This is a genomic window from Streptomyces sp. JH14 (assembly GCF_029428675.1).
In the GTDB taxonomy this organism is placed as follows: Bacteria; Actinomycetota; Actinomycetes; order Streptomycetales; family Streptomycetaceae; genus Streptomyces.
Genome location: NZ_JAJNEL010000001.1, coordinates 4230887 through 4255757, shown reverse-complemented (window position 1 = coordinate 4255757; position 24871 = coordinate 4230887). Strand labels below are relative to the sequence as shown.

Sequence of the window (24871 nt, the reverse complement as noted above, 5' to 3'; positions counted from 1 at the left end):
GGTCAGCAAGGCCCCACACGTGCTTCGAGAAGCCTGACCTGCAGATTCAGAGCCCGCACCCCACGCGCAGGGTGACCTGGGCAAACACGCGGAGCGCATGCGCCCGCCCCACCGATGCCCCAAAGCCCTTATCACCGGCGATAGTCGCGGACGCGCCGCGCGTCTAGGTGCTGCAGGACGTATCCGTCCACCAGACCCCCCGTCGGGGTACGCCCGTGCCAGGATCTGTTGGGCCTCCCGACCCCACCCGAAACGCCCGTTCGGGGGTGTCCGCACGTACTCCGACACACGTCCTAGAGGTGTTCGTGGGGGCCGATGGCGAGGATGGCGACGTCGTCGTGGAGCTGCCGGGTGTGGCGGGGCAGGTCGGTGTTGAGGAAGTCGACGACGTCGGCGGGGCCAGGGGCGGGTTGGCCGCCGAACCGGTGGCGGAGCCGACTGAGGAGGGGGTAGAAGGCCCCGGCAGCATTGCGGGCCTCGACGATGCCGTCGGTGACCAGCAACAGCACGTCGCCGTGGGTGAAGCGGTGGGTATGGGCGCCGGGGCGTTCGCCGTCCAGAGTGCTCAGGCCGAGCGGGAGGGCGGGCGGCCCGGTCAGCGCGGTCACCTCGCCTCGTGAGATCAGGATGGGATCGATGTGCCCATGGTTGATGATCGTGATCTGGTGGGCGAGAGCGTCGTATTCGACCAGGGCGGCGGTGACGAAGAGTTCGTCGTCGGAGATCTCTTCGGCCTCGTGGATCAGGCGGCGTTCCATCCGGACCGCGACGGCCGCCAGGTCGCCGAGGTCGTACGCGGCCTCACGGAAGGCACCGAGAATGTCGGCGACGATGCATACGGCTTGAAGTCCTTTGCCGCGCACGTCGCCGATGATGGCGCGCTCGCCGGCCTTGGTGGCGCGGATGTCGTAGAGGTCGCCGCCGACCATGGTGCCGACTTCGCTGGGCTTGTAGAGGCCGGCGACCAGCACGTGCCCGACCTGGCGCGGCAGGGGGCGCAGCAGGGTGCGCATCATGGCTTCGGCCACCGAGTTGGCGCGGATCAGATGGTGTTCTTGGCGCTGGCGGCGGGTGGCCAGTGCGATGGCGGTGATGCCGACCAGGGCGGTGGCGATGTAGACGGCGATGTGGTGGTCGTCGAACAGATGGTGGTGGCCGCTGGCCAGGATGGCTTCCAGCACGATGGCGACGACGGTGGACGCGGCGACAAGGAGAGGGCCGAGAGCGTAGGCGGCGAGGGCGGGCAGGACGATCAGCAGGAAACCGACTGCCCAGTTGGAGGACCACAGGACACTAAGGACGATGACGAGCGCGATCCAGGCTGCCGGCAGCCAGCGCATCCACGTCGGCGCAGACGGCGCCTCGAGGTCGTTGCTGACCTCTGTCGGGGCCGGCCGTCCACCGTCCCCTCCCCGGCGGTGGCCATCCCGCCTCACCACTGGTCCCCTGGCTGCGGTGGCAGCAGGTAGAGGTTGGTCGGCACCGGATGCGCAAGCGCCGTCGCCACATTGCACGACACCTTGTACCGCTGGGCCGGCGTCCGTCCCGAGACCATCGGGCCCAACCGGCGATCACGACGGATGCGCTCAAAGGTCCACTCACGCGAGCTGTACACACGGGCTCCCGACACGGCCGTGACCAAGACATACAGCCTGTCGCTGCCAGACGGTCCAACCTGCCCATTACGCCAACAGCGGTATGTCACACCCCATCAGACAGGTGGCTGCCGCCTTGCGGATCCATGTGGGGCAGCGGGCTGTCTCTCCGGCAATGGGCACAACGCGGTGGGTGGTGGTCGATACCCGGACCTACGGTCTGCAGACGGAGGTGGTGGCCTACTTCGCTTCGCTGCGCGCCCGGGGCTGCTCGCCGAACACCGAGCGTGTTTACGCCGGACGAGTCGCCCTGTATGCGCGGGGCGTGGGAATCGCCTGAGGCCGCCAGCGACCTCGGTGGTGAGGCAGCGGCCGTCGAGTTTGGCGAGCCTCGCGACACGCATGTTCCATGCAGGTGGAAGAGGGGCTGGACCCCGCGACGGTGCCTGACCCTCGACAGGCGCTCGCGCTGCTCGATGCCGTGCGGACGCAAAGCGCCAGGGGCCGCCGCTCGGTGGCGTTCTTCGGGTCTACGCCAAGTGTCTGGATGGTGCCGCGGCGACGGCGAACGCCCGGATCGAAGAGACGCTGCGGGGCGGAAGGTAGCCGGCTGAACGCTGCCCCACACAAGCTGGTCACCACGCGAGATCTGACGCGACAAGATGAGACAAAAGCCCCATAACGAACTTTCAAGCCTGCCCAAAGCGAAAGGGTCTGTGACCAACGTTTCCGCTGGTCACAGACCCTTCTGTTCGTGTGGCGGCGCCAGGGTTCGAACCTGGGTAGGCTGAGCCGGCAGATTTACAGTCTGCTCCCTTTGGCCACTCGGGCACACCGCCTCGAACGACGCCTCGGAAGTCCGTTTGAGGATCTCCTTGGCGACGACGTAAACAATACCTGATGACCTAGGGTGCTCCGCCACCTCATTGAGCCGTGCCCCGGGCGGTCGGCGGTGGCTAGGCTTTGCTCCGTACCCCACCGCATACGACGCAAGGAGCCACACGTCATGGCCGACTCCAGTTTCGACATCGTCTCGAAGGTCGAGCGGCAGGAGGTCGACAACGCCCTCAACCAGGCCGCCAAGGAGATCTCGCAGCGCTACGACTTCAAGGGCACGGGCGCCTCGATCTCCTGGTCCGGCGAGAAGATCCTGATGGAGGCGAACGGCGAGGAGCGCGTGAAGGCGATCCTCGACATCTTCCAGTCCAAGCTGATCAAGCGGGGCATCTCGCTGAAGTCGCTGGACGCGGGCGAGCCGCAACTGTCCGGCAAGGAGTACAAGATCTTCGCCACGATCGAGGAAGGCATCTCCCAGGAGAACGCCAAGAAGGTGGCGAAGATCATTCGCGATGAGGGCCCGAAGGGCGTCAAGGCGCAGGTCCAGGGCGACGAGCTGCGGGTCAGCTCGAAGAGCCGGGACGATCTGCAGGCCGTGCAGGCGCTGCTGAAGGGCCAGGACTTCGACTTCGCCGTGCAGTTCGTGAACTACCGGTAGGTTTTCCGGCCGTCCGCCCCGCACCCCGGATGTGAGGTCCGAATACCGCCGGTCGTGTGGGGCGGGCCAGGCGCAGACTTGTCCGTACAGGACGACGAAATCAGGCGATTCGAGCGATTCATTCGGCTCGGTGATGCGTCGCCGGTACGGAGAAGAGAGGGACCCCCGATGACCTTGTACGCGACGGTGGACAGCCCGTTGGGCCAACTGCTGCTGGTCGGCGAGGAATCAACCGCCGGCGCCGACGGGGCGGCGGCCGGTGTGGCGCTCGCCTCGCTCTCCTTGCCGGGTCAGAAGGGTGCCGCGGTCGTCCAGGAGGGCTGGATCCCCGCGCCGGAGTCCTACGCGGGGATCGCGGACCAGTTGCGGGCGTACTTCGAGGGCCGGCTGACTCGGTTCGACATCCCGTACGTGGAGGGGCAGGGCACGGAGTTCCAGCGCCGGGTCTGGGGCGCGCTGGACGCCATTCCGTACGGGGAGACGGTGTCGTACGGACAGATCGCCGAGCGGATCGGTACGCCGGGGGCAGGGGTGCGGGCCGTGGGCACGGCGATCGGGCGCAATCCGCTGCTGGTGGTGCGCCCGTGCCACCGGGTGATCGGTGCGGACGGGGCGTTGCGGGGCTATGCGGGCGGTCTGGAGCGCAAGGAGCGGCTCCTGGGACTGGAAGGCGCCCTGCTGGGCCGCTGAGGGGCGGCGTACTGCACGGGCGCGCTCTGAAAAGGCTGTCTGTACCGAAGGGCGGTGTCGCGCATGATCGGGCTCTTCCCCAGACCGCGGGCCGTTGTCGCACCGGGTGCGGTCCATGTGCCGGATTGGCTGTCGGTGGACCGTCAGCGGGATCTGGTCGAGGCATGCCGGGAGTGGGCGCAGGGGCCCGTGCCGCTGCGGCACACGGTGCTGCCGGGTGGTGGGGTGATGTCCGTGCAGTCGGTGAGTGTCGGCTGGCACTGGCAGCCGTATCGCTATGCGCGTACGGCGGACGACGTGAACGGCGCCCGGGTCGCCGACTTTCCGGAGTGGCTGGCGGAGTTGGGGCGGGCGGCACTGATCGAGGCATACGGGGACGCCTACCCGGTCGGGTCGTATGCGCCGGATGCCGCGGCGGTCAATTTCTATGACGGTGCGGCAAGGATGGGCATGCATCAGGACAAGGAGGAGCGGTCCCCTGCCCCGATCGTGTCGCTGAGCGTCGGTGATACGTGCGTCTTCCGTTTCGGCAATACGGAGGGCCGTGGACGGCCGTACACGGATGTGGAGCTGGCCTCGGGCGATCTGTTCGTGTTCGGCGGGGCGTCACGCTTTGCGTTTCATGGTGTGCCGAAGGTCCGCCCGGGGACGGCCGATCCTGCGACGGGTCTGAGCCGTGGCCGGCTCAATGTGACGTTGCGTGAGACCGGGCTGGGCGGTCCGGGTGCGGGCGGACGTCAGTGACGTTCCCGCGAGTTGCCGAAGAGCAGCCGGTAGACGATGAGCAGGACCAGTGAGCCGCCGATGGCGGAGATCCACGTCGCGGTGTCGTAGAAGTCGTTCGAGATGGGCCGGTCGAGGAAGCGCGACGATATCCAGCCGCCGATGAAGGCGCCGATGATGCCGATGACGGTGGTGCCGATCAACCCACCCGGGTCGCGGCCGGGAAGCAGGACCTTCGCGATCGCTCCGGCCAGCAGTCCGAGAATGATCCAACCGATGATGCTCATGTCGTGGAACCTGCCCTTCGCCTGGTTATGTAATCCAGGACGCCGCACGGGTCCGGGCGGTTGCCGATCGGACAGAAGGAGCGGCAGGTCACAGGCGGTTCATATGCGGGCGTTGTAGTCCGGCCAGGGTTGCATCTCCAGCGCTTCGTCGTCGGGGTCCTCTCCGTACCAGCCCGTTCCGTCGAGCCAGGTGCGCAGCCAGCCGGCGAGATCGAGTTGGTCGATGTACCAGGCGTGGTGCGGGTCGTCGGCGTTGGGTTCGTAGAGGAGGACGGTGGTGCGGTCGTTGCGGCAGTCCACGCAGCTGTACATGCCGCAGCCGAGGCTGCATATCGGCAGTACGCCTTTCGGCCATGGCCACTGCCCGTCCTCGCTCGCGGGCCGGCGGTGGGCGAGGTACTGGGCGATCACGGACTGCTCCCCGTCGGGGGCGGGTCCGCCGGTGAGGTGCAGCAGTCCGTATTCCGGGCCGAAGCCGCCGTTGGCGATGCGCGTGTAGAGGGCGGCGAGCAGGGGCGGCAGGGGGAATCCGAGGGCCGCCTCGGCATGGGTGACGTCCTCGGTGGACAGCGCTGCCGGAAGGGGGTACTTCTCCCGGTGCGGGGCGGCGTGCGCCCTCTTCTCGACGGCTGTCAGCAACTGCTCCGTGTCGTCCATGGGTTCATGGTGGACGACGGCACTGACAGCGCGCCGGTGGAGGACCTGCGGAGCGGTCTGCGGCGACGCGGGCCCGGCTTCGCTCCCCCGGTCTCCTCTGTGCCCGGTCCGTGCCGCGTCACCGTCCGGCGAAGGGCTGGTCCGTGCTGACGATCTGCTTGCCCAGGGGCATCAGGGAAACCGGGATCAGCTTGAAGTTGGCGATGCCGAGGGGGATCCCGATGATGGTGAGGCAGAGGGCGATGCCGGTGGTGATGTGGCCGAGGGCGAGCCACCAGCCGGCAAGGATGAGCCAGAGGATGTTGCCGATGAAGGAGGGTGCGCCGGCGTCCGGGCGGTCGACGACGGTGTGGCCGAACGGCCAGAGGGCGTAGACGCCGATACGGAAGGCCGCGAGGCCGAACGGGATGCCGATGATGGTGATGCAGAGCAGGATGCCTGCGGCTATGTAGGCGAGGAACATCCAGAAGCCGCACAGCACCAGCCATATGACGTTCAGGACTGTCTTCATGGGCGACGACCTGCCATCTGCTCGAGTCGGGCGATGCGCTCCGCCATCGGCGGGTGTGTGGCGAACATTCTCGACAGGCCCTGGCCGCGGCGGAACGGGTTCGCGATCATCATGTGGCTCGCGGTTTCGATCTTCGGTTCGGGCGGCAGGGGGAGCTGCTGCGTTCCGGCGTCGAGTTTGCGCAGGGCGCTGGCGAGGGCCAGTGGGTCGCCCGTCAGCTGCGCGCCCGAGGCGTCTGCCTCGTATTCGCGGGAGCGGCTGACGGCGAGTTGGATGACGGTGGCGGCGAGGGGGCCCAGGATCATGATCAGCAGCATGCCGAGGATGCCGGGGCCTTCGTCGTCGTTGGACCGGCCCACCGGGATCAGCCAGGCGAAGTTCACCAGGAACATGACGACGGAGGCGAGCGCTCCGGCCACCGAGGCGATCAGGATGTCGCGGTTGTAGACATGGCTGAGCTCGTGGCCGAGGACACCGCGCAGTTCGCGTTCGTCCAGGATCTGCAGGATGCCTTCGGTGCAGCACACCGCGGCGTTGCGGGGGTTGCGTCCGGTGGCGAAGGCGTTGGGTGCCGGGGTCGGGGAGATGTAGAGCCGCGGCATGGGCTGTCGGGCCGCGGTGGAGAGCTCGCGGACGATGCGGTAGAGGTGCGGCGCCTCGAATTCGCTGACCGGGCGGGCGCGCATGGCTCTCAGCGCCATCTTGTCGCTGTTCCAGTACGCGTAGGCGTTCGTACCGAGTGCCACGAGCACGGCGACGATCAGGCCGGTGCGCCCGAAGAAGCTGCCGATGACGATGATGAGTGCTGAAAGTCCCCCGAGGAGTACGGCGGTTCTCAGCCCGTTGTGCCGGCGGTGCACGGTACGCCCTCCAAGTGGTGCAGCAGGGGAACCCTTTGCTGGTGATGCTCCACTCCCCAGTGGAGCCTCCTGTACTGGTCAACGCCAGGCGAGGAGCGCTAGTTCCCTTGTGCGCGCAGCCGGGGGCAGGCCTTGTACGGCGGCCTGTCCGGCTTCGCGGGCCGGAGCAGGCACTGGGCCGTACGGGTGGAAGGACCGGTTCGGTCAGCGCTGGGCGGGGATGCCGGCGAGCGCGAGTGCCTGGGGGTCGGGCTCGATCTCACTGGTGCAGTGGGCGCAGCGGGAGGCGATGGCCGGGATCTCCGTGTAGCAGCGCGGGCAGTCGCGCAGGGCGGCCTTGATGTCGACCTTCTGGTCCTTGCCGGCCGTGAAGCGGTTCTGGACCTTGGTCATCGGGACGACGACGCAGAAGTAGAGCACCGCGGCGGTGATCAGGAAGGCGATGGCGGCCGCGAGGAACTTCCCGTACGGGAAGATGGCGCCTTCGACGGAGAACTGTGCGGCGCTGAAGTCGCCGACGGATCCGGTGGCGAGCCCGATCAGCGGTGTGATGAAGGCGGTGCTGAATCCGGCGACGACTGCGGTGAACGCGGCTCCGACGGCGAGTCCGACAGCCATGGAGATGACGTTTCCGCGCAGGATGAAGTCCTTGAACCCGTTCAGCACTGCCCTGGCTCCTCTTCTGTGTGTACGTATGCGTGACGTGCGGGCACGACCCTGCCCTGTGGGGCACGCCCGGGGCAAACGGATCTTGGGCGTGGCCGGCGGCGCGGTCAGAAGAGGGTGACTCCGGCGAACCTGAGCACCAGCTGCGGGGCGCCGGAGAGCACGATGCCGACGGCGGCGGTGAGCGCGATCGCGGCGGTGAGGGACACCGGCGCCGCCATGGGGACGCTCAGGGTCCGGGCCGGACCCGCCGCGCCGGCCAGGGCCGCCGCCTCCTCGGGCTCCCCCGGTCCGCGGAACAGCGCCGCCGTCCACTGCAGGTAGTAGTACAGCGCGATCACGACGTTCACGGCCATGACGACGGCGAGCCAGCCGAGTCCGGCGTCCACCGCCGAGGAGAAGACCGTGACCTTGGCGAAGAGGCCGATGATGCCCGGCGGGAGGCCGGCCAGGCAGAGCAGGAAGAAGCCCATGGCGAGGGCGGCGAGGGGGCGGGTGGCGTAGAGGCCGCGGTAGTCGGAGAGACGGTTGTCCGGCTTCGTCCGGGCGACGAGGGCGGCCACCGCGAAGGCGCCGAGGTTCACGACGCCGTACATCAGGGCGTACGCGACGGTGGAGCCGATCTGCTCGTCGCCGGTGTAGGCGGCGGAGGCGATCGGTACGAGGAGGTAGCCGGCCTGGGCGACGGACGACCAGGCGAGCAGGCGTACGGCGCTGCGTGCGCGGGTGGCCGTCTGGCGCAGGGCGGCGACGTTCCCGATGGTCATGGTGAGTGCGGCGACGACGGCGAGGGCGGGTCCCCAGACGTCGGCGTACGACGGGAAGCCGATCACGGTGACGAGGATGAGGCCGGAGAAGCCGACTGCCTTGCCGACGACCGAGAGGTAGGCGGCGACCGGCAGGGGGGCGCCGACGTAGGTGTCGGGGACCCAGAAGTGGAAGGGTGCCGCGGCGGTCTTGAAGGCGAAGCCGACGAGGGTGAGCGCGACGCCGGTCATGGCGAGGGTGGCGAGCGGGCCGGCGACGTCGTCGAGGCGGGTGGCGAGCTCCGTGAGGTGGAGGGTGCCGGTGGTCGCGTAGACGAAGCTGACGCCGAGGAGCATGACGGCGGTGGCGACGACGGAGGACAGGAAGAACTTGAGGGCCGCTTCCGAGGAGCGCCGGTCGTCGCGCTTGATGCCGACGAGTGCGAAGGCCGGCAGGGAGGCGACTTCGAGGGCGACGACGAGGGTGGCGAGGTCGCGGGCGGCGGGCAGGAGCGCGGCCCCGGCTGCGGACGACAGCAGCAGGAACCAGAACTCGCCCGCGGGGAGCCGGCGGGTGTCGCCGAAGGAGAGGAGCGCGGTGAGCAGGGCGCCGCCGAGGACCAGGACCTGGATGATCAGGGCGAAGTGGTCGGCGGTGTAGCTGCAGGCCTGGTCGGCGCCGGTCGCTGTGGTGAGGCAGAAAGTGGCGTGGTTGCCGTCGCGCAGCGGGACGAGGAGGGCGAGGGAGGCGACGAGTCCGGCGATGGTCGCCCAGCCGAGCAGCGGCTTGCGTTCCTCGGGGAGGAACAGGTCGGCGACCAGGATGGCCAGGGCGACCGTCGCGACGACCACGGGGGGTGCGATGGCGAGCCAGTCGACGGACTGGACGAGGCTGGTGGTGCTGTCGGCCGCGATGGTCACGACTTGCCTCCTGCGAGGAGCTTCTGCACGGCCGGGTCGGTGAGGCCGAGGAGGGCGGCGGGCCAGAGGCCGGCGAGGACGGTGAGGGCGGCGAGCGGGGTCCAGGCGGCGAATTCGTACGGCTGGATGTCCGGGATCGGGTGCGGTTCCTCGCGCTTGTCGCCCATGCAGACGCGGCGGACGAGGATGAGCATGTACGCGGCGGTGAGCAGGGTGCCGAACGCCCCGATCGACATGAAGGTGAGGAAGGCGGGGCGGCTGAGGCCCTGGGCCGGGTCGAAGGCGCCGAACAGGGTGAGCATCTCGCCCCAGAATCCGGCGAGGCCGGGCAGGCCGAGCGAGGCGACGGCGGCGAAGGCAAGGAGGCCGCCGAGGCGGGGGGCCCGGCCGTAGAGCGCGGCTCCGGTGGCGCCGGAGAGAGTGTCGAGGTCGGCGGTGCCGTACCGGTCCTTGACTGCTCCGACCAGGAAGAACAGCAGGCCGGTGATGAGGCCGTGGGCGATGTTGGCGAAGAGGGCGCCGTTGACGCCGGTGGGGGTCATGGTCGCGATGCCGAGCAGGACGAAGCCCATGTGGCCGACGGAGGAGTACGCGATCAGGCGCTTCAGGTCGCCCTTGGAACCGGGGCGGGCCAGCGCCAGGCAGGCGAGGGATCCGTAGATGATCCCGGCGACGGCGAAGGCGGCGAGGTACGGCGCGAAGGTGTGCATTCCGTCGGGGGTGACGGGGAGCAGGATGCGGACGAATCCGTAGGTGCCCATCTTGAGCAGGACACCCGCGAGAAGCACCGAACCGACGGTGGGCGCTGCGGTGTGGGCGTCGGGCAGCCAGCTGTGAAGCGGCCACATCGGGGTCTTGACGGCGAGTCCGACGCCGATCGCGAGAACGGCGATGACCTGCACGGACGAGGTGAGCCCGCGGCCGTTGTCAGTGGCGAGTGCCACCATGTCGAAGGTGCCGCTGTTCAGCCCGATGAGGAGCAGACCCAGCAGCATGATCACGGAGCCGAGCAGTGTGTAGAGGATGAATTTCCAGGCGGCGGCCTGCCTCTGTGCGCCACCCCAGCGGGCGATGAGGAAGTACATCGGGATGAGGACCATCTCGAACGCCAGGAAGAACAGCAGCAGGTCGAGGACGGCGAAGGTGGCGAGGGTGCCGGACTCGAGGACGAGAAGGAGTGCGACGAAGGCCTTAGGGGAGGGGCCGTCGGGCATTTTGACGTAGCTGTAGACCGCGCAGAGGAAGGTCAGCAGCGCGGTCAGCACGAGAAGGGGGAGCGAGATGCCGTCGATGCCGAGGTGGATGCGGACGTCGAGCGCCGGAATCCAGCTGATGTCGGTGGTGGCCTGCATCTTCGACGGGTGGTCGTGGTCGAAGCCGAGGGCCAGCACGATCGCGGCGACGAGGATCGCACCGGTGGCGGTGACGCCGTGGCGGAGCACGGCCTGGTCGGGGCTCTTTCCCTTCAGTCCGGGCGGGGCCGGCAAAAGGGCGGCGACAGCTCCGACGAGCGGGGCGACGACGATGAACGCGAGAAGGAACTGCATCACGGATTCGCTGATATCGATCACGGCTCACGACCCGGCGTTGACGTTGGCAAAAACGACGGCGGCGATCGCCAGGACAAGGGAACCGGCGAGCAGTGCGCTGAGGTAGGTCTGCACATTGCCGGTCTGGGCACGTCGGACGGCGGTGCCGAGCCAGCGTGCGCCGGTGCCGGAGCCGCGTACGTAGGTGTCGACGACCTCGCGGTCCAGGAAGCGGACGAGGCTCGCCGCGGCCCGGACGGGGCGGACGAACACCTTCGCGTAGAGGGCGTCCAGGTGGAAACCGGTGGCGGCGTGGCGGTGCAGCGGGCCGAGCAGCAGACGGCCCGGGTCGGCCGGGTCTGGGGTACCCGGGGTGTCGCCGTAGCCGGCGGTGTGGTGGGTCATGGCCTCGGCCTCGACGAGTGCGGGTTCGGCGTCGGGGTGGGCGATGACGGCGCCGACGGAGATGCGGCCGGCGAGGGCCGTGGTGTGGCGCCAGGCTCCGTAGGTGACCAGGCCGCCGACTAGGGCGACGCCCGTGGAGAGGACGGCGGTGGTCACGGACGGGGTGAGGCTGTGGCCGTCGAACCAGTCGGTGATCACGCCGACGGTCAGTCCGAAGCCGATGGTGGGGACGGCGAGGACCCACAGCACGGCGGTCATCGCGACGGGCTGCCTGCCGTGGTCGGGGGCCTCGGCACCGCGGCCGCGGAAGGCGAGGAGCCAGAGGCGGGTGGCGTACGCGGCGGTGAGGACGGCGGCGAGCAGACCGGCGACGAGGACGGTCCAGCCGGCGGCGGCCGGGGCGACGTGCCGTTCCCCGAGTGCGGTGTGTTCGGCGGCGACGAGGACGGCTTCCTTGGAGAAGAAGCCGGCGAACGGCGGGATGGCGGCAAGGGCGAGGAGGGCGACGGTCATCGTCCAGTAGGCGTCCGGGATGCGCTTCCCCAGTCCGCCCATGCGTGACATGGCGGACAGGGAGTTGGTTCCGGCGGCGTGGATGACGACGCCGGCCGCGAGGAAGAGAACGGCCTTGAACGCACCGTGCGAAAGGAGGTGGAAGACGGCGGCCCCGCGGTCGCCGACGGCCAGTGCCCCGGACATGTAGCCGAGCTGGCCGATCGTCGAGTAGGCGAGGACGCGCTTGATGTCGTCCTGGGCGAGCGCTGCCAGTCCCGAGCCGATCATCGTGACCGCCGCCATCACGGCGAGGACGACGAGGGCGGCGCCGGACTCGGCGAAGACGGGCAGGAGCCGGGCCACGAAGTAGATACCGGCGGCGACCATCGTCGCCGCGTGGATCAGCGCGGAGACGGGGGTCGGGCCGGCCATCGCGTCGGGCAGCCAGGTGTGGAGCGGGAACTGTGCGGACTTGCCGGCGACACCCGCGAGGAGCAGCAGGGCGATGACGGTGGGGTGGTCCAGGCCGCCGTTGGCGACGGCGCCGAGGATGCCGGTGATCCGGAAGGTGCCGGTGTCGGCGGCGAGCGCGAACAGCCCGATCAGGAAGGGGACGTCGCCGAGCTTGGTGACCAGGAAGGCCTTGAGGGAGGCGGCGCGTGCTTCGGGCGTCTCCCAGTAGTGGCCGACGAGGAAGTACGAGCAGATGCCCATGACTTCCCAGCCGACCATCAGCACCATCAGGTCGCCGGAGTAGACGACGAGAAGCATCGCGGCGGTGAAGAGGGAGACGAGGGCCGCGTACGAGGGGTAGCGGGGGTCGTCGCGCAGGTAGGCGGTCGAGTAGATCTGCACGCAGGTCGCGACGAGTCCGACCAGGACGGCGACGAGGACGGCGAAGCCGTCGAGGTGCAGGGCGAGGTCGACCGGGACGGAGCCGGTGGGGGTGAGCCGGGTCGCGGCGTCGATGGCTGGTCCACCGCCCTGGCGTGCGGCGACGACGACGGCGAGTGCGGCTGCGACGAGCGTGGGGAGGACGGCGAGGGGGCGCACGTAGCCGGGGGCGGTACGGCCGAGTAGCAGACCGGCTGCGGCGCCGAGGAACGGAAGGAGGGGAACGAGGACGGCGAGGGTCGTGGTGGTCACGCGGTGGCCTCTGCCTTCTTTGCCTTCCCTGCCGGAGCAGTGGCCTGGTCTTCGGTGCCGGTGTCGGGCCCGTCGCCGGGGAGCTCTTCGGCGGCGTCGGTCTCGGCGGTGTCGCGGAGGCGGTCGACGGCCGAGCTGCCGCGGTTGCGGTAGACGGCGAGAACGATTGCCAGGCCGATGCCGGTCTCCGCCGCCGCGATGGCGATGGTGAAGAGGGTGAGGGCCTGGCCGGAGTGCAGGGCGTCGCGGAGCCAGACGTCGAAGGCGACCAGGTTGAGGTTGACGGCGTTGAGCATCAGCTCGACGGACATCAGGACCAGGATCGCGTTGCGGCGGGCGAGGACTCCGTACAGCCCGGTGCAGAAGAGGAGGGCGGCGAGCACGGCGGGATAGGCGAGGTGCATCAGCTCTGCTCCTTACTGCGCTTGCGGGACAGGACGATCGCGCCGACGAGGGCGGCGAGGAGCAGGACGGAGAGTGCTTCGAAGGGCAGGACCCAGTGCCGGAAGAGGAACGCGCCGGTGACCTCGGTGGAGCCCTGGGCCGGTCCGTCCAGGTCGATCCAGGTGGCGCGGAAGGCGTCCACGACGACCCAGACGAGCGCGGCCGCGGCGGCGACCGCCACGCCGAGAGCCACCCAGCGGTTGCCGGAGTCGGCGTCCGGGGAGCGGCCGATGGGGGCCTTGGTGAGCATCAGCCCGAAGAGAAGGAGGACGACCACGGAACCGACGTAGATCAGTACCTGCACCCAGGCGATGAACTCCGCGGTGAGCAGGAGGTACTCGACGGCGAGGCCACCGAGCGCGACGACCAGCCAGAGGGCGGCGTGCACCAGCTGCTTGGTCGTGACGGTGACGAGGGCCGCGCCGAGGGTGGCGATGCCGACCAGGACGAAGGCGATCTCGACACCGGTCGGGGAGAGGAAGCCGGGGTGGGCCGTGGCGGCCGTCGTGGCTGCGGTGGCCACGGTGACTGCGGGGGTCACTCCTCCCCCTTTTCTTCCTGGGCCGGCTGGGCTGCTTGCTGGGTCTGCGGGGCGTCCTGGGCCTCTTCTGCCTGCTGGGCCGCCTGGGCGCGCTGGGCTTCGAGTTTCTCCGCCGTCTTGCGGGCGGCGGCGATCTCCTTCGGCTCCTCCGCCCCCGGGTCGAGCGCGGGCGGTTCGGGCACCGTCCACATCCACTCGCGGAGCTTGTCCCGCTCATGGGTGAGGTCGTGGATGTCCGTCTCCGCGTACTCGAACTCCGGCGACCAGAACAGCGCGTCGAAAGGACAGACCTCGATGCAGATGCCGCAGTACATGCAGAGCGAGAAGTCGATCGCGAAGCGGTCCAGGACGTTGCGGCTGCGTTCGCGGCCGCCCGGGGCCGCGGCGGGCACCGTCTCCTTGTGGGAGTCGATGTAGATGCACCAGTCGGGGCACTCACGGGCGCAGAGCATGCAGACCGTGCAGTTCTCCTCGAACAGCCCGATGACGCCGCGGGAGCGCGGCGGAAGTTCGGGCTGGACGTCCGGGTACTGCGCGGTGACCGTCTTCTTCGTCATCGTCCGCAGGGTGACGGCCAGGCCCTTGGCCAGGCCGGAGCCGGGGATCGGAGACATCAGCTGATCGCCACCTTCACGATGCCGGTGAGCGCGATCTGCGCGAGAGCGAGCGGGATGAGCGTGGTCCAGGCGAGCTTCTGCAGCTGGTCCTCGCGGAGGCGGGGATAGCTCACCCGCAGCCAGATGATGACGAAGGCGAGGACCGCGGTCTTGAGGAGCGTCCAGACCCAGCCGAGTCCGTCGGCGCCGAGCGGTCCGTGCCAGCCGCCGAGGAAGAGGACGGTGGTCAGTCCGCACAGGACGACGATGCCCGCGTACTCGGCGAGCAGGAACAGGGCGAAGCGCAGACCGGTGTACTCGGTGTACGCGCCGAAGATGATCTCCGAGTCGGCGATCGGCATGTCGAACGGCGGGCGTTGCAGCTCGGCGAGGCCGGCCACGAAGAAGACCAGGGCGCCGACGATCTGCCAGGGCAGCCACCACCACTCGAAGGCATTGACGATGCCGGGGAGGGAGACGGTGCCGGCGGCCATCGCGACGGAGGCGGCGGCGAGCAGCATCGGCAGTTCGTACGCGAGGAGCTGGGCGGCGGTGCGGAGCCCGCCGAGGAGGGAGAACTTGTTGGCCGATGCCCAGCCCGCCATCAGCGAGCCGAGCACGCCGACGCCCATGACGGCGAGCACGAAGAAGATGCCGGCGTCGACCACCTGCCCGACGGCGCCCTCGCTCGGACCGATCGGGATGGCGACGAGGACGAGGAGGTACGGGAGGAGGGCGACGGCGGGTGCGAGCTGGAAGATGCGGCGGTCGGCGTCGGCCGGGACGATGTCTTCCTTCTGGGCGAACTTCACCCCGTCGGCGACGAGCTGGGCCCAGCCGTGGAAGCCGCCCGCGTACATGGGGCCGAGGCGGCCCTGCATGTGCGCCATCACCTTGTGCTCGGTCTGGCCCACGACGAGGGGGACGACCATGAACACCGCGAAGACGATGATGAGCCGGAGGGCGACGTCGAGTACGTCGTTCACGCGGTATCGCCTCCGGCGGGGTGATCGGGTGTGTCGGGCTGGTCGGGGGGTTCGGGCCGGTTCCGGTCCCGGTCCCGGGTGTCCCCCGGGGTGTCCGTGGGGGGTGCGGTGTCGGGGGTGTCCGGGGTGGGGCGCGGTGCCTCTCCCCTGCCCTCCCTTTCCCGGACCGGCGGCTCCGCCTCCGGGCCCCCGCTCCCCGAAGGACGGGGGCACTGAGAGGTGCCCGGTTCGGGGCCAGAGGTGTCGGAGGGGGTGCCGGAGTCGGTGGAGGGGGTGTCGGCGGGCGCGTCGAAAGCAGGGCGCGCGTGGTGCCAGGGCGCGTCCGGACTACGGCGCTGCGGCGCCGCCTGCGTCGGCGCGGACTCGTCGGCCTCCGGGGTCGCCGCTGCCGACTTCGGCACTTCCGGGCGGGAGGCCGCGGACTCGTCGGTCTCCGGGCCGGGAACCGCTGCCGGCTTCGACGCTTCAGGACCGGCAGCTGCGGACTCGTCGGCCTCCGGGGTTGCCGGCTCCGGCGCCGCCGCGCCCGGCTCCACCGCCTTGCGCGCCTCGGGCTGCGGCGTTGCCGCTGCCGGCTCCGCCGACGGCTGCTGGCTCGCCGAACCCTGGGATGCGCTGCGGGTGCGGCGTGGGGTCGCGGTCGTGGGTGGGGTCTCCGTGCCCGTGGCCGGTGCCGGTGTCTCCGGCTGCTGGCTCGCCGAGCCCTCGCTCACGCTGCGGGCGCGGCGTACCGGGCGGTCGCCTGCGGCCCTCGCGGCGCGGGCCGGGCGGGCCGGGGCGGGTGGGAGCTGGCCCTTCAGGGGGCCCCATTCGTTCGGGTCGGGGACACCCGGCGGCAACATCGTGCGTCGCTTCGGACCGCCGTGTTCGGACTCGCCCGGCTCCTTGGCGCCCGGCCATGCCTTGGCGACCCGGGCCGCCAGCACGAAGTCCTTGCGCAGCGGGTGGCCCTCGAAGCCCTCGGGCAGCAGCAGCGGCACCAGGTGCGGATGGCCCTCGAAGCCGATGCCGAACATTTCGTGCGTCTCGCGCTCGTGCCAGGCGGCGCCCGCGTAGACGCCGACTGCCGTGGGAAGAACGGCAGCGTCGTGCGGGACGGTCGTACGGATCAGGAGTCGGCGTACCGTGCCGGGTGCCGGGGCGGCCACGTGGGCGCAGACGCGGAATCCGGTGCCCGGTTCGTCGACGGCGCTCAGCCAGTCGAAGTAGGTGCAGCCCAGCCGGTCGCGGGCCGTTTCGAGCGCGGTGATCCAAGCGGTGGCCGGGACGTCGACGGTCAGCAGGTCGTACGCGTGCTCCGCCGCGGCTCCGTCGCCGAAGAGGGTGGTGACGGCATCCGGCAGGCTGTCGTACGCGTCGGCCGCAGGGGTGCTGCCGGGTGCGGCGCCGGCCGGGACGTCGGCAGGCGTGCTGTCGGGCGTGCTGGTCACTGTCGGTCCTCCCCCGGTGCCGGCGGGGCCGCGACCAGGCCGCTGCGCAGCGCGGCGGTGGAGGGACGGCTGCCGCCCTCCGTCGCGTACCGCGCACCCAGCGACTCGCGCGCGATCTTCTCCTGCAGCTTGAGGATGCCCTGGAGCAGCGCCTCGGGGCGCGGCGGGCAGCCGGGTACGTAGACGTCGACGGGGATGATCTGGTCGACGCCCTTGGTCACGGAGTACGAGTCCCAGTACGGGCCGCCGCAGTTCGAGCAGGCACCGAAGGAGATGACGTACTTGGGCTCGGGCATCTGCTCGTACAGCCGCTTCACGGCCGGGGCCATCTTGTCCGTCACCGTGCCGGAGACGATCATGAGGTCGGCCTGGCGGGGGCCGGGCGCGAACGGGATCACGCCGAGCCGGATGAAGTCGTGCCGGGCCATGGAGGCGGCGATGAATTCGATCGCGCAGCAGGCGAGCCCGAAGTTGAAGACCCAGAGGCTGTAGCGGCGCCCCCAGTTGAGGACCACCTTCATCGGCTCCGGCGCGAGCCGGGACAGCACGCCGAGCCGCTTCGGCTCCGGCAGCAGGGTCGGTTCGGGCCGGGGCTGCGGCTCCGGGGTCTGCGGGCTCGTCACGTCCATTCGAGGACGCCCTTCTTCCATGCGTAGAGCAGTCCCACGGCCAGGAAACCGAGGAAGATGAACATTTCCACCAGCGTCGTCGCGCCGTATCCGGGAGCGGCGAATACGGTCGCCCATGGAAAGAGGAAGATCGAGTCGACGGCGAAGATCACGTACAGGAAGGCATAGACGTAATAACGGACCTGGGTATGTGCCCATCCTTCACCCACGGGGTCCACGCCGCACTCGTACGTGAGGAGCTTTTCCGGTGTCGGCACCACGGGGCGCAGCAGTCGTCCGGCTCCGAAGGCGACGGCCACGAACAGCACGCCGATCAGTGCGAGCAGCCCGATCACCGAGTAGCTGTGGAAGTAGTCCGACGCGAGAACGGTCGATTCCGGCAGGTCCGCCACGTAGGCCACGTCCGCCCCTCCGCTCCCTCATACCTGTTCGACGATCTGTACGCACGGGAGTCTAGGCCCTGTTAAAGAGACGGTAAGCAGCCGCGTCTGGGATCGGGGGGTTATCCCTACCTCACCTCACCTACGAACCCCATGGCGTGCGCAGGTCCGGCCCGGCAGGCTGGGCCCATGACCATGAGCCCCCCGGCGCCCGACAGCGACCGGCTGCCGCCTGCCCGCATCGCCCTCGATCCGTGGACGTGGAAGGAGATCTCGTATCTCCTGGCCAATCTGCCGATGGCGATTGCCGGGTTTGTTTACACAGTGTTCATGATCGGTGTCGGCGTGGGGCTTGCCGTCACGGTCATCGGTCTGCCACTGCTCGCCGCCGGGCTGCAGGGCGCGCGGCTGCTCGGCAGGGCGGAGCGGGGCCGGGCCAGGGCGCTGCTCGGGGTCCGGATCGACGAGCCGAGCTCGATGGCGCCGGTCCACCGCGACCAGGGGTTCTTCCCCTGGCTGTGGTCGAGCCTCAAGGACCCGGTGGGCTGGCGGGCGGTGCTGTACTCGTTCATCCGGCTGCCCTGGGGGGTGCTCACGTTCACGGTGACGTTCGTGAGTCTCTTCGTCCTGTGGCCGGTGCTGCCGTTCACGGCACGTCTGCTCACCAACGCGGACCGGGCGATGGCGCGCGGACTGCTCTCGCCCTCGGACGAGCTGGAGCGCCGGATCGCGGAGCTGGAGTCGGACCGCGGGGTGGTCGTCGACACGGCCGCCGCCGACCTGCGCCGCATCGAGCGGGACCTGCACGACGGCGCCCAGGCCCGCCTCGTCGCCCTCGCCATGGGGCTCGGTCTGGCGAAGGAGAAGCTCGCCGAGGACCCGGAAGCCGCCGCCCGCATGGTCGACGAGGCACACGGCGAGGTCAAGGTCGCCCTCCAGGAGCTCCGCGACCTCGCCCGCGGCATCCACCCCGCCGTCCTCACCGACCGCGGCCTCGACGCCGCGCTGTCCGCCGTCGCCTCCCGCTGCACCGTCCCGGTGCAGGTGGGCGTGGACCTGCCGGGGCGGCCGGCGCAGGCGATCGAGGGCATCGCCTACTTCACCGTGTCCGAGCTGCTGCAGAACGTCAGCAAGCACAGCGGGGCGCGTTCGGCGTCCGTCGAGGTGTGGCGGTCGGGGGAACGGCTGCTGATCCAGGTCAGCGACGACGGCCGGGGCGGGGCACGGATGGACGGCGGTACGGGAATGTCGGGGCTGGCGGAGCGGCTGGGGGCGGTCGACGGGCTCTTCGTCCTCGATTCGCCGGCCGGCGGGCCGACGACGGTCACCGCGGAGCTGCCCTGGCGGGACCGGGACGGCTCCGGCGCCGCGAAACGCGCTTGAGGCCCTTCTCCCGGACCGTGCCGCGGTGCGGGGTGGGGAAAACCCCCGCCCGAAGAGGGATACCGCCCTCATGGTGCGGCGCCCCGCGCCCCAGCACCCTTGACGTATCCGCCCGCTGCACGGGCTGTTCCAGACGAACCACAGCCGAGACGACCACTGCCGAGCAGAAGAAACGGATGGCACCCATGGCCACGGCATACGGACCGGACACCCGGGACCATCGGCGGTCCGGTGCCGGCTCGGAGAACCATCCCCCGGTGAAGCACTTCTTCCCGGCGGTGCTGCGGGCGCCGCTGGAGGCGAGGACATGGCGCGAGTTCGGCTATCTGCTGCTGAGCCTGCCGATCAGCGTGGTGTTCTTCAGCTTCGCAGTCACCCTGACCTCACTGAGCGCGGGTCTGCTGATCACCTTCCTCGGCATCCCGCTCCTCGCCTTCGGTCTGGCCATGTGCCGCGGTTTCGGCGCGATGGAGCGGGCCCGGGCACGCGGCCTGCTGCGGCTGGAGGTGGCGGACCCGGCGCCGGCGCGCAGCCGGACGGGCGGGCTGATGTCCTGGGTGGGCGCGGTCCTGAAGAGCGGGGTGTCCTGGCGGCATCTGCTCTACGCGCTGCTGCACTTCCCGTGGGCGGTGTTCGCCTTCAGCGTCTCGCTGACGTTCTGGTCGTGCGGGTGGGCGGCGTTCACGTACCCGCTGTGGCAGTGGGTCTTCCCGGTGTACGCGGGCGTCGACGGCATCCAGCTGTACGGCGACACCACGCACAGCGTCTATCTCGACTCGCCCTTCGAGCTGGCGGCAACCTGCGTGTTCGGCCTTCTACTCGTCCTGCTCACCCCGTGGATCATCCGCGGTCTGGCGTCCGTGGACCGGGTGATGGTCTACGGGCTGCTGGGACCGTCCCGGCTGGCGTCGCGCGTCGTCGAGCTGGAGTCGGACCGCGGGGTGGTCGTCGACACGGCCGCCGCCGACCTGCGCCGCATCGAGCGGGACCTGCACGACGGCGCCCAGGCCCGCCTCGTCGCCCTCGCCATGGATCTGGGGCTGGCGAAGGAGAAGCTCGCCGAGGACCCGGAAGCCGCCGCCCGCATGGTCGACGAGGCACACGGCGAGGTCAAGGTCGCCCTCCAGGAACTCCGCGACCTCGCCCGCGGCATCCACCCCGCCGTCCTCACCGACCGCGGCCTCGACGCCGCACTGTCCGCCGTCGCCTCCCGCTGCACCGTCCCGGTGTCGGTCGATGTGGATCTGGCCTCGCGGCCGGCGCAGGCGATCGAGGGCATCGCCTACTTCACCGTGTCCGAGCTGCTGCAGAACGTCAGCAAGCATGCGCATGCGACGCGTGCGACGGTCGACGTGTGGCGGGCTGCGGACCGGCTGATGCTCCAGGTCACCGACAACGGCCGGGGCGGTGCGGATCCTGCGGCGGGCAGTGGTCTCGCCGGTCTGACCGAGCGGCTGGACGCGGTGGACGGTGTCCTCGTCGTCGACTCCCCGGTGGGCGGGCCGACGAGGGTCACGGCCGAGCTCCCCTGGCGCGGCTGAAACAGACCCGTACCCAGAGTGCGCGCGCAGTCACGCACGGTTTCCAGGCGCCCGGACACCCGTCCGGGCGCTTCGACCGCCCCTTGCCCCACCCGGCACACGACCGTCCGCCACAGCCCCCATCCGCGGACCGATGCTGGGATGCTGGAGGCACCAGAGGGCGGATGTCGCCGGCCTTTCGCCGGCGGAGAGCAGCAGTGGGGGATACAGCGTCGTGGTGGAGGACAGGGTGCGGGTGGTCATCGCCGAGGATTCGGTACTGCTTCGGGAGGGACTCACCCGATTGCTGACCGATCTCGGGCACGACGTCGTCGCCGGGGTGGGGGACGCCGAGGCGCTGATCAGCACGGTGAATGATCTTGCCGCGCAGGGGGAGCTGCCGGATGTCGTCGTCGCCGATGTGCGCATGCCGCCGACGCACACCGATGAGGGCGTGCGGGCGGCGGTGCGGCTGCGCAAGGAGTACCCGGGCATCGGGGTGCTCGTCCTCTCACAGTACGTCGAGGAGCGGTACGCCACCGAGTTGCTGGCGGGCAGCAGCCGCGGCGTGGGCTACCTGCTGAAGGACCGGGTCGCCGAGGTCCGCGAGTTCGTGGACGCCGTGGTCCGGGTGGCGCAGGGCGGTACGGCGTTGGACCCTGAGGTGGTGGCGCAGCTGCTGGGCCGGAGCCGTAAGCAGGATGTGCTGGCCGGGCTGACGCCGCGCGAGCGCGAGGTGCTCGGCCTGATGGCGGAGGGGCGGACGAACTCGGCGGTCGCGAAGCAGCTGGTGGTGAGCGACGGCGCGGTGGAGAAGCACGTCAGCAACATCTTCCTGAAGCTCGGCCTGTCGCCCAGCGAGGGGGACCACCGACGGGTTCTGGCCGTGCTGACCTACCTCAACTCCTGACGGCCTGACACCCTGTCAGGAAAACGGCCGGAGCTGCGGGCCCGGAAGCAGGAAGGAGCGCCCGTGAACAGCCGGCCATGCGGACGGACAGCCCCGGGGGGTTCACGAAATATGGCGATGCGGAATAAAAAGGCGTCTCATAGTGGCGTCCAGTATGTGACCGGTCCAAGGAAGGCGACCCTTACCGACGTAGGGTGGGCTTTGGGACCGCCGGTGGGCCGGACGGTCCCGAGCCGCCGCCCCGAGGGAGGTCCAGTTCAGTGACCAGTCAGGTCAGTAGCCCAGCCGACCAGGCCGATGAGGCCAATGACGCCGATCAGGCCAGTGAGGCTGTTCTCGGGGAGCAGCGAGCCCCCCAGTCCGACAAACCGGGTGCCGACGGGAAAGAGATCCGCCGCCTGGACCGGGTGATCATTCGCTTCGCGGGTGACTCCGGAGACGGCATGCAGCTCACGGGTGACCGGTTCACCTCGGAGACGGCGTCCTTCGGGAACGACCTGTCGACGCTGCCGAACTTCCCGGCCGAGATCCGGGCCCCCGCAGGTACCCTGCCGGGCGTCTCCTCGTTCCAGTTGCACTTCGCCGACCATGACATCCTCACGCCGGGCGACGCCCCGAACGTGCTGGTCGCGATGAACCCCGCGGCGCTGAAGGCGAACATCGACGATGTGCCGCGCGGCGCCGAAATCATCGTCAACACCGATGAGTTCACCAAGCGCCCGATGGCGAAGGTGGGCTACGAGACCAGTCCGCTGGAGGACGGCTCGCTGCAGGCGTACAACGTCCATCCGGTGCCGCTGACGACGCTGACGATCGAGGCGCTGAAGGAGTTCGGGCTCTCCCGCAAGGAGGCCGAGCGCTCGAAGAACATGTTCGCGCTCGGACTGCTCTCCTGGATGTACCACCGGCCCACCGACGGCACCGAGGCGTTCCTGCGGTCGAAGTTCGCCAAGAAGCCGCAGATCGCCGAGGCGAACGTGGCCGCCTTCCGGGCGGGCTGGAATTTCGGGGAGACGACCGAGGACTTCGCGGTCAGCTACGAGGTGGCGCCCGCGGCGCACACCTTCCCCACCGGCACGTACCGGAACATCTCCGGGAACCTCGCCCTGTCGTACGGGCTGATCGCCGCGAGCCGGCAGGCGGATCTGCCGCTCTACCTGGGCTCGTACCCGATCACCCCGGCCTCCGACATCCTGCACGAGCTCAGCAAGCACAAGAACTTCGGCGTCCGCACCTTCCAGGCGGAGGACGAGATCGCGGGCATCGGTGCCGCGCTCGGTGCGGCGTTCGGCGGCTCGCTCGCCGTGACGACGACGTCCGGGCCCGGGGTGGCCCTGAAGTCGGAGACCATCGGCCTCGCCGTCTCGCTCGAACTGCCGCTGATCATCGTCGACATCCAGCGCGGCGGGCCGTCCACCGGTCTGCCGACCAAGACCGAGCAGGCCGACCTGCTCCAGGCCATGTACGGGCGCAACGGTGAGGCCCCGGTGCCGGTCGTGGCCCCGCGGACCCCGGCCGACTGCTTCGAAGCCGCGCTCGACGCGGCCCGGATCGCGCTGACCTACCGCACGCCGGTCTTCCTGCTCTCCGACGGCTACCTCGCCAACGGCTCCGAGCCCTGGCGGATTCCGCAGATCGACGAACTCCCGGACCTGCAGGTGCAGTTCGCCACCGGGCCCAACCATGAGCTGGCCGACGGCACCGAGGTCTTCTGGCCGTACAAGCGCGACCCGCAGACGCTGGCCCGCCCGTGGGCCGTCCCCGGCACCCCCGGTCTCGAACACCGCATCGGCGGCATCGAGAAGCAGGACGGCACCGGCAACATCTCGTACGACCCGGCGAACCACGACTTCATGGTCCGCACCCGCCAGGCCAAGGTCGACGGCATCGAGGTCCCCGATCTGGAGGTCGACGACCCCTCCGGCGCCCGGACCCTGGTCCTGGGCTGGGGCTCCACGTACGGCCCCATCACCGCCGCCGTCCGCCGGCTGCGCGCGGCGGGGCAGCCGATCGCACAGGCCCATCTGCGCCACCTCAACCCGTTCCCGCGGAATCTCGGCGAGGTGCTGAAGCGTTACGACAAGGTGGTCGTCCCGGAGATGAACCTCGGCCAGCTGGCCACGCTCGTCCGGGCGAAGTATCTGGTCGACGCCCACAGCTACAACCAGGTCAACGGCATGCCGTTCAAGGCCGAGCAGCTCGCCGCAGCTCTCAAGGAGGCCATCGATGCCTAACACCGACCAGGCACTGCCTACCGGGCTCCCCGCCCTGCAGTTGGTGCCCAAGGCCGAGGCCAGGCAGTCCATGAAGGACTTCAAGTCCGACCAGGAAGTGCGCTGGTGCCCCGGTTGCGGTGACTACGCGGTCCTCGCGGCCGTGCAGGGCTTCATGCCCGAGCTCGGTCTGGCGAAGGAGAACATCGTCTTCGTCTCCGGCATCGGCTGTTCCTCCCGGTTCCCGTACTACATGAACACGTACGGGATGCACTCGATCCACGGCCGCGCCCCGGCCATCGCCACGGGCCTGGCCTCGTCGCGGCGCGACCTGTCCGTCTGGGTCGTCACGGGTGACGGCGACGCGCTGTCCATCGGCGGCAACCACCTCATCCACGCGCTGCGCCGCAATGTGAACCTCAAGATCCTGCTCTTCAACAACCGGATCTACGGGCTCACCAAGGGGCAGTACTCCCCCACCTCCGAGGTCGGCAAGATCACCAAGTCGACGCCGATGGGCTCGCTCGACGCCCCCTTCAACCCGGTGTCGCTGGCTCTCGGCGCGGAGGCCTCGTTCGTCGCCCGCACGGTGGACTCCGACCGCAAGCACCTCACGAGCGTGCTGCGCGAGGCCGCGGCCCACCCGGGCACGGCGCTGGTGGAGATCTACCAGAACTGCAACATCTTCAACGACGGCGCCTTCGAGGTCCTCAAGGACAAGGACCAGGCGGAGAACGCGGTGATCCGGCTGGAGCACGGGCAGCCGATCCGCTTCGGCGCCGGGCAGTCCAAGGGTGTCGTACGCGACCCGGCCACCGGCGATCTCAAGGTCGTCGAGGTCACCGCGGAGAACGAGTCGCAGGTCCTGATCCACGACGCGCATGCCGCCAGCCCCACCACGGCGTTCGCGCTGTCCCGGCTGGCCGACCCCGACACCCTGCACCAGACCCCGATCGGGGTACTGCGCAGCGTCGAGCGACCGGTCTACGACACGCAGATGGCCGAGCAGCTCGACACCGCGATCGAACAGAACGGCAAGGGCGACCTGGCCGCGCTGCTCGCGGGCAACGACAACTGGACAGTCGTCGGGTAGGGCGGACGGACGCACCGAAC

The 24871-nt window shown here is 69.8% G+C and carries 25 protein-coding genes and 1 tRNA gene; 9 read left to right on the top strand and 17 right to left on the bottom strand.

Annotated features, from left to right (window positions below):
- Positions 1 to 293: 293 nt before the first annotated feature.
- Positions 294 to 1340 (bottom strand): PP2C family protein-serine/threonine phosphatase, encoded by a 1047-nt coding sequence (locus LRD69_RS19235; RefSeq protein ID WP_277327818.1) that lies wholly within the window; start codon positions 1338 to 1340, stop codon positions 294 to 296.
- Positions 1341 to 1788: 448 nt separating this feature from the next.
- Here LRD69_RS19235 and LRD69_RS19230 point away from each other — a divergent pair, with 448 nt between their 5' ends.
- Positions 1789 to 1935 (top strand): hypothetical protein, encoded by a 147-nt coding sequence (locus LRD69_RS19230; protein ID WP_277327817.1) that lies wholly within the window; start codon positions 1789 to 1791, stop codon positions 1933 to 1935.
- A 417-nt stretch (positions 1936 to 2352) separates the two neighbouring features.
- On the opposite strand, the gene LRD69_RS19225 is transcribed toward LRD69_RS19230, so the two are convergent.
- A tRNA-Tyr gene (locus LRD69_RS19225) sits at positions 2353 to 2434 on the bottom strand.
- A 167-nt stretch (positions 2435 to 2601) separates the two neighbouring features.
- Here LRD69_RS19225 and LRD69_RS19220 point away from each other — a divergent pair.
- The 3 genes from LRD69_RS19220 to LRD69_RS19210 all read left to right on the top strand — a co-directional run bounded on the left by LRD69_RS19220 (position 2602) and on the right by LRD69_RS19210 (position 4524).
- Entirely contained in the window at positions 2602 to 3090 is a 489-nt protein-coding gene (locus LRD69_RS19220; RefSeq protein WP_030926258.1) for a YajQ family cyclic di-GMP-binding protein, read from the top strand.
- Positions 3091 to 3258: 168 nt separating this feature from the next.
- Positions 3259 to 3780: a methylated-DNA--[protein]-cysteine S-methyltransferase gene (locus LRD69_RS19215; protein WP_277327816.1), complete on the top strand. Its 522-nt coding sequence runs from the start codon at positions 3259 to 3261 to the stop codon at positions 3778 to 3780.
- Positions 3781 to 3843: 63 nt separating this feature from the next.
- Positions 3844 to 4524: an alpha-ketoglutarate-dependent dioxygenase AlkB gene (locus LRD69_RS19210; RefSeq protein ID WP_277329791.1), complete on the top strand. Its 681-nt coding sequence runs from the start codon at positions 3844 to 3846 to the stop codon at positions 4522 to 4524.
- Here the strand turns inward: LRD69_RS19210 and LRD69_RS19205 are convergent.
- From LRD69_RS19205 to LRD69_RS19135, 15 genes are all read right to left on the bottom strand, one after another.
- On the bottom strand, positions 4518 to 4790 hold the full coding sequence (locus LRD69_RS19205) for a GlsB/YeaQ/YmgE family stress response membrane protein (protein WP_277327815.1): 273 nt from the start codon (positions 4788 to 4790) through the stop codon (positions 4518 to 4520). The two genes, LRD69_RS19210 and LRD69_RS19205, sit on opposite strands and share 7 nt — an antisense overlap.
- A gap of 99 nt (positions 4791 to 4889) precedes the next feature.
- Positions 4890 to 5447 (bottom strand): SMI1/KNR4 family protein, encoded by a 558-nt coding sequence (locus tag LRD69_RS19200; protein ID WP_277327814.1) that lies wholly within the window; start codon positions 5445 to 5447, stop codon positions 4890 to 4892.
- A gap of 118 nt (positions 5448 to 5565) precedes the next feature.
- Positions 5566 to 5958 (bottom strand): YccF domain-containing protein, encoded by a 393-nt coding sequence (locus LRD69_RS19195; RefSeq protein ID WP_277327813.1) that lies wholly within the window; start codon positions 5956 to 5958, stop codon positions 5566 to 5568.
- Positions 5955 to 6818 carry a zinc metalloprotease HtpX gene (gene htpX, locus LRD69_RS19190; RefSeq protein ID WP_277327812.1) on the bottom strand — a complete coding sequence of 288 codons (864 nt, stop codon included), beginning with the start codon at positions 6816 to 6818 and terminating at the stop codon, positions 5955 to 5957. Before htpX ends, LRD69_RS19195 begins: the two co-directional genes overlap by 4 nt.
- Positions 6819 to 7022: 204 nt before the next feature.
- Positions 7023 to 7484, bottom strand: a complete 462-nt coding sequence (locus tag LRD69_RS19185) for an MscL family protein (RefSeq protein ID WP_277327811.1) — start codon at positions 7482 to 7484, stop codon at positions 7023 to 7025.
- A 107-nt stretch (positions 7485 to 7591) separates the two neighbouring features.
- Positions 7592 to 9151: an NADH-quinone oxidoreductase subunit N gene (locus LRD69_RS19180; protein ID WP_277327810.1), complete on the bottom strand. Its 1560-nt coding sequence runs from the start codon at positions 9149 to 9151 to the stop codon at positions 7592 to 7594.
- On the bottom strand, positions 9148 to 10698 hold the full coding sequence (locus tag LRD69_RS19175) for an NADH-quinone oxidoreductase subunit M (RefSeq protein WP_277329790.1): 1551 nt from the start codon (positions 10696 to 10698) through the stop codon (positions 9148 to 9150). Before LRD69_RS19175 ends, LRD69_RS19180 begins: the two co-directional genes overlap by 4 nt.
- Positions 10699 to 10725: 27 nt before the next feature.
- Complete coding sequence (locus LRD69_RS19170) at positions 10726 to 12726, bottom strand: NADH-quinone oxidoreductase subunit L (protein WP_277327809.1); 2001 nt, start codon at positions 12724 to 12726, stop codon at positions 10726 to 10728.
- Positions 12723 to 13130 carry an NADH-quinone oxidoreductase subunit NuoK gene (nuoK, locus tag LRD69_RS19165; RefSeq protein WP_277327808.1) on the bottom strand — a complete coding sequence of 136 codons (408 nt, stop codon included), beginning with the start codon at positions 13128 to 13130 and terminating at the stop codon, positions 12723 to 12725. The genes LRD69_RS19170 and nuoK overlap by 4 nt, the downstream gene beginning before the upstream one ends.
- A complete protein-coding gene (locus tag LRD69_RS19160) occupies positions 13130 to 13711 on the bottom strand; it encodes an NADH-quinone oxidoreductase subunit J (RefSeq protein WP_277327807.1) in 582 nt (193 codons plus the stop codon). Before LRD69_RS19160 ends, nuoK begins: the two co-directional genes overlap by 1 nt.
- On the bottom strand, positions 13708 to 14325 hold the full coding sequence (locus tag LRD69_RS19155; protein WP_277327806.1) for an NADH-quinone oxidoreductase subunit I: 618 nt from the start codon (positions 14323 to 14325) through the stop codon (positions 13708 to 13710). The genes LRD69_RS19160 and LRD69_RS19155 overlap by 4 nt, the downstream gene beginning before the upstream one ends.
- Positions 14325 to 15293 (bottom strand): complex I subunit 1 family protein, encoded by a 969-nt coding sequence (locus LRD69_RS19150; RefSeq protein WP_277327805.1) that lies wholly within the window; start codon positions 15291 to 15293, stop codon positions 14325 to 14327. Before LRD69_RS19150 ends, LRD69_RS19155 begins: the two co-directional genes overlap by 1 nt.
- Complete coding sequence (locus LRD69_RS19145) at positions 15290 to 16636, bottom strand: NADH-quinone oxidoreductase subunit C (RefSeq protein ID WP_277329789.1); 1347 nt, start codon at positions 16634 to 16636, stop codon at positions 15290 to 15292. Before LRD69_RS19145 ends, LRD69_RS19150 begins: the two co-directional genes overlap by 4 nt.
- An 83-nt stretch (positions 16637 to 16719) precedes the next feature.
- A complete protein-coding gene (locus LRD69_RS19140; protein ID WP_277327804.1) occupies positions 16720 to 17352 on the bottom strand; it encodes an NADH-quinone oxidoreductase subunit B in 633 nt (210 codons plus the stop codon).
- On the bottom strand, positions 17343 to 17744 hold the full coding sequence (locus LRD69_RS19135; RefSeq protein WP_277329788.1) for an NADH-quinone oxidoreductase subunit A: 402 nt from the start codon (positions 17742 to 17744) through the stop codon (positions 17343 to 17345). The genes LRD69_RS19140 and LRD69_RS19135 overlap by 10 nt, the downstream gene beginning before the upstream one ends.
- Before the next feature lie 177 nt (positions 17745 to 17921).
- On the opposite strand from LRD69_RS19135, the gene LRD69_RS19130 reads away from it, so the two are divergent.
- The 5 genes from LRD69_RS19130 (at position 17922) to LRD69_RS19110 (ending at position 24851) form a co-directional block, all read left to right on the top strand.
- A complete protein-coding gene (locus LRD69_RS19130; RefSeq protein WP_277327803.1) occupies positions 17922 to 19115 on the top strand; it encodes a sensor histidine kinase in 1194 nt (397 codons plus the stop codon).
- A 185-nt stretch (positions 19116 to 19300) separates the two neighbouring features.
- Positions 19301 to 20656: a sensor histidine kinase gene (locus tag LRD69_RS19125; protein ID WP_277327802.1), complete on the top strand. Its 1356-nt coding sequence runs from the start codon at positions 19301 to 19303 to the stop codon at positions 20654 to 20656.
- A gap of 229 nt (positions 20657 to 20885) precedes the next feature.
- Positions 20886 to 21545, top strand: a complete 660-nt coding sequence (locus LRD69_RS19120; protein WP_277329787.1) for a response regulator transcription factor — start codon at positions 20886 to 20888, stop codon at positions 21543 to 21545.
- A gap of 260 nt (positions 21546 to 21805) precedes the next feature.
- A complete protein-coding gene (locus LRD69_RS19115) occupies positions 21806 to 23779 on the top strand; it encodes a 2-oxoacid:acceptor oxidoreductase subunit alpha (RefSeq protein WP_277327801.1) in 1974 nt (657 codons plus the stop codon).
- On the top strand, positions 23772 to 24851 hold the full coding sequence (locus LRD69_RS19110) for a 2-oxoacid:ferredoxin oxidoreductase subunit beta (protein WP_277327800.1): 1080 nt from the start codon (positions 23772 to 23774) through the stop codon (positions 24849 to 24851). The genes LRD69_RS19115 and LRD69_RS19110 overlap by 8 nt, the downstream gene beginning before the upstream one ends.
- Positions 24852 to 24871 lie beyond the last annotated feature (20 nt).

Coding starts and splice junctions, on each gene's coding strand:
- LRD69_RS19215 (WP_277327816.1), top strand. CDS start 3,259: ATGACCTTGTACGCGACGGTGGACAGCCCGTTGGGCCAACTGCTGCTG.
- LRD69_RS19220 (WP_030926258.1), top strand. CDS start 2,602: ATGGCCGACTCCAGTTTCGACATCGTCTCGAAGGTCGAGCGGCAGGAG.
- LRD69_RS19175 (WP_277329790.1), bottom strand. CDS start 10,698: ATGCAGTTCCTTCTCGCGTTCATCGTCGTCGCCCCGCTCGTCGGAGCT.
- LRD69_RS19195 (WP_277327813.1), bottom strand. CDS start 5,958: ATGAAGACAGTCCTGAACGTCATATGGCTGGTGCTGTGCGGCTTCTGG.
- LRD69_RS19205 (WP_277327815.1), bottom strand. CDS start 4,790: ATGAGCATCATCGGTTGGATCATTCTCGGACTGCTGGCCGGAGCGATC.
- LRD69_RS19130 (WP_277327803.1), top strand. CDS start 17,922: ATGACCATGAGCCCCCCGGCGCCCGACAGCGACCGGCTGCCGCCTGCC.
- LRD69_RS19235 (WP_277327818.1), bottom strand. CDS start 1,340: ATGCGCTGGCTGCCGGCAGCCTGGATCGCGCTCGTCATCGTCCTTAGT.
- LRD69_RS19210 (WP_277329791.1), top strand. CDS start 3,844: ATGATCGGGCTCTTCCCCAGACCGCGGGCCGTTGTCGCACCGGGTGCG.
- LRD69_RS19140 (WP_277327804.1), bottom strand. CDS start 17,352: ATGGACGTGACGAGCCCGCAGACCCCGGAGCCGCAGCCCCGGCCCGAA.
- LRD69_RS19125 (WP_277327802.1), top strand. CDS start 19,301: ATGGCCACGGCATACGGACCGGACACCCGGGACCATCGGCGGTCCGGT.
- LRD69_RS19200 (WP_277327814.1), bottom strand. CDS start 5,447: ATGGACGACACGGAGCAGTTGCTGACAGCCGTCGAGAAGAGGGCGCAC.
- LRD69_RS19110 (WP_277327800.1), top strand. CDS start 23,772: ATGCCTAACACCGACCAGGCACTGCCTACCGGGCTCCCCGCCCTGCAG.
- nuoK (WP_277327808.1), bottom strand. CDS start 13,130: ATGCACCTCGCCTATCCCGCCGTGCTCGCCGCCCTCCTCTTCTGCACC.
- LRD69_RS19155 (WP_277327806.1), bottom strand. CDS start 14,325: ATGTCTCCGATCCCCGGCTCCGGCCTGGCCAAGGGCCTGGCCGTCACC.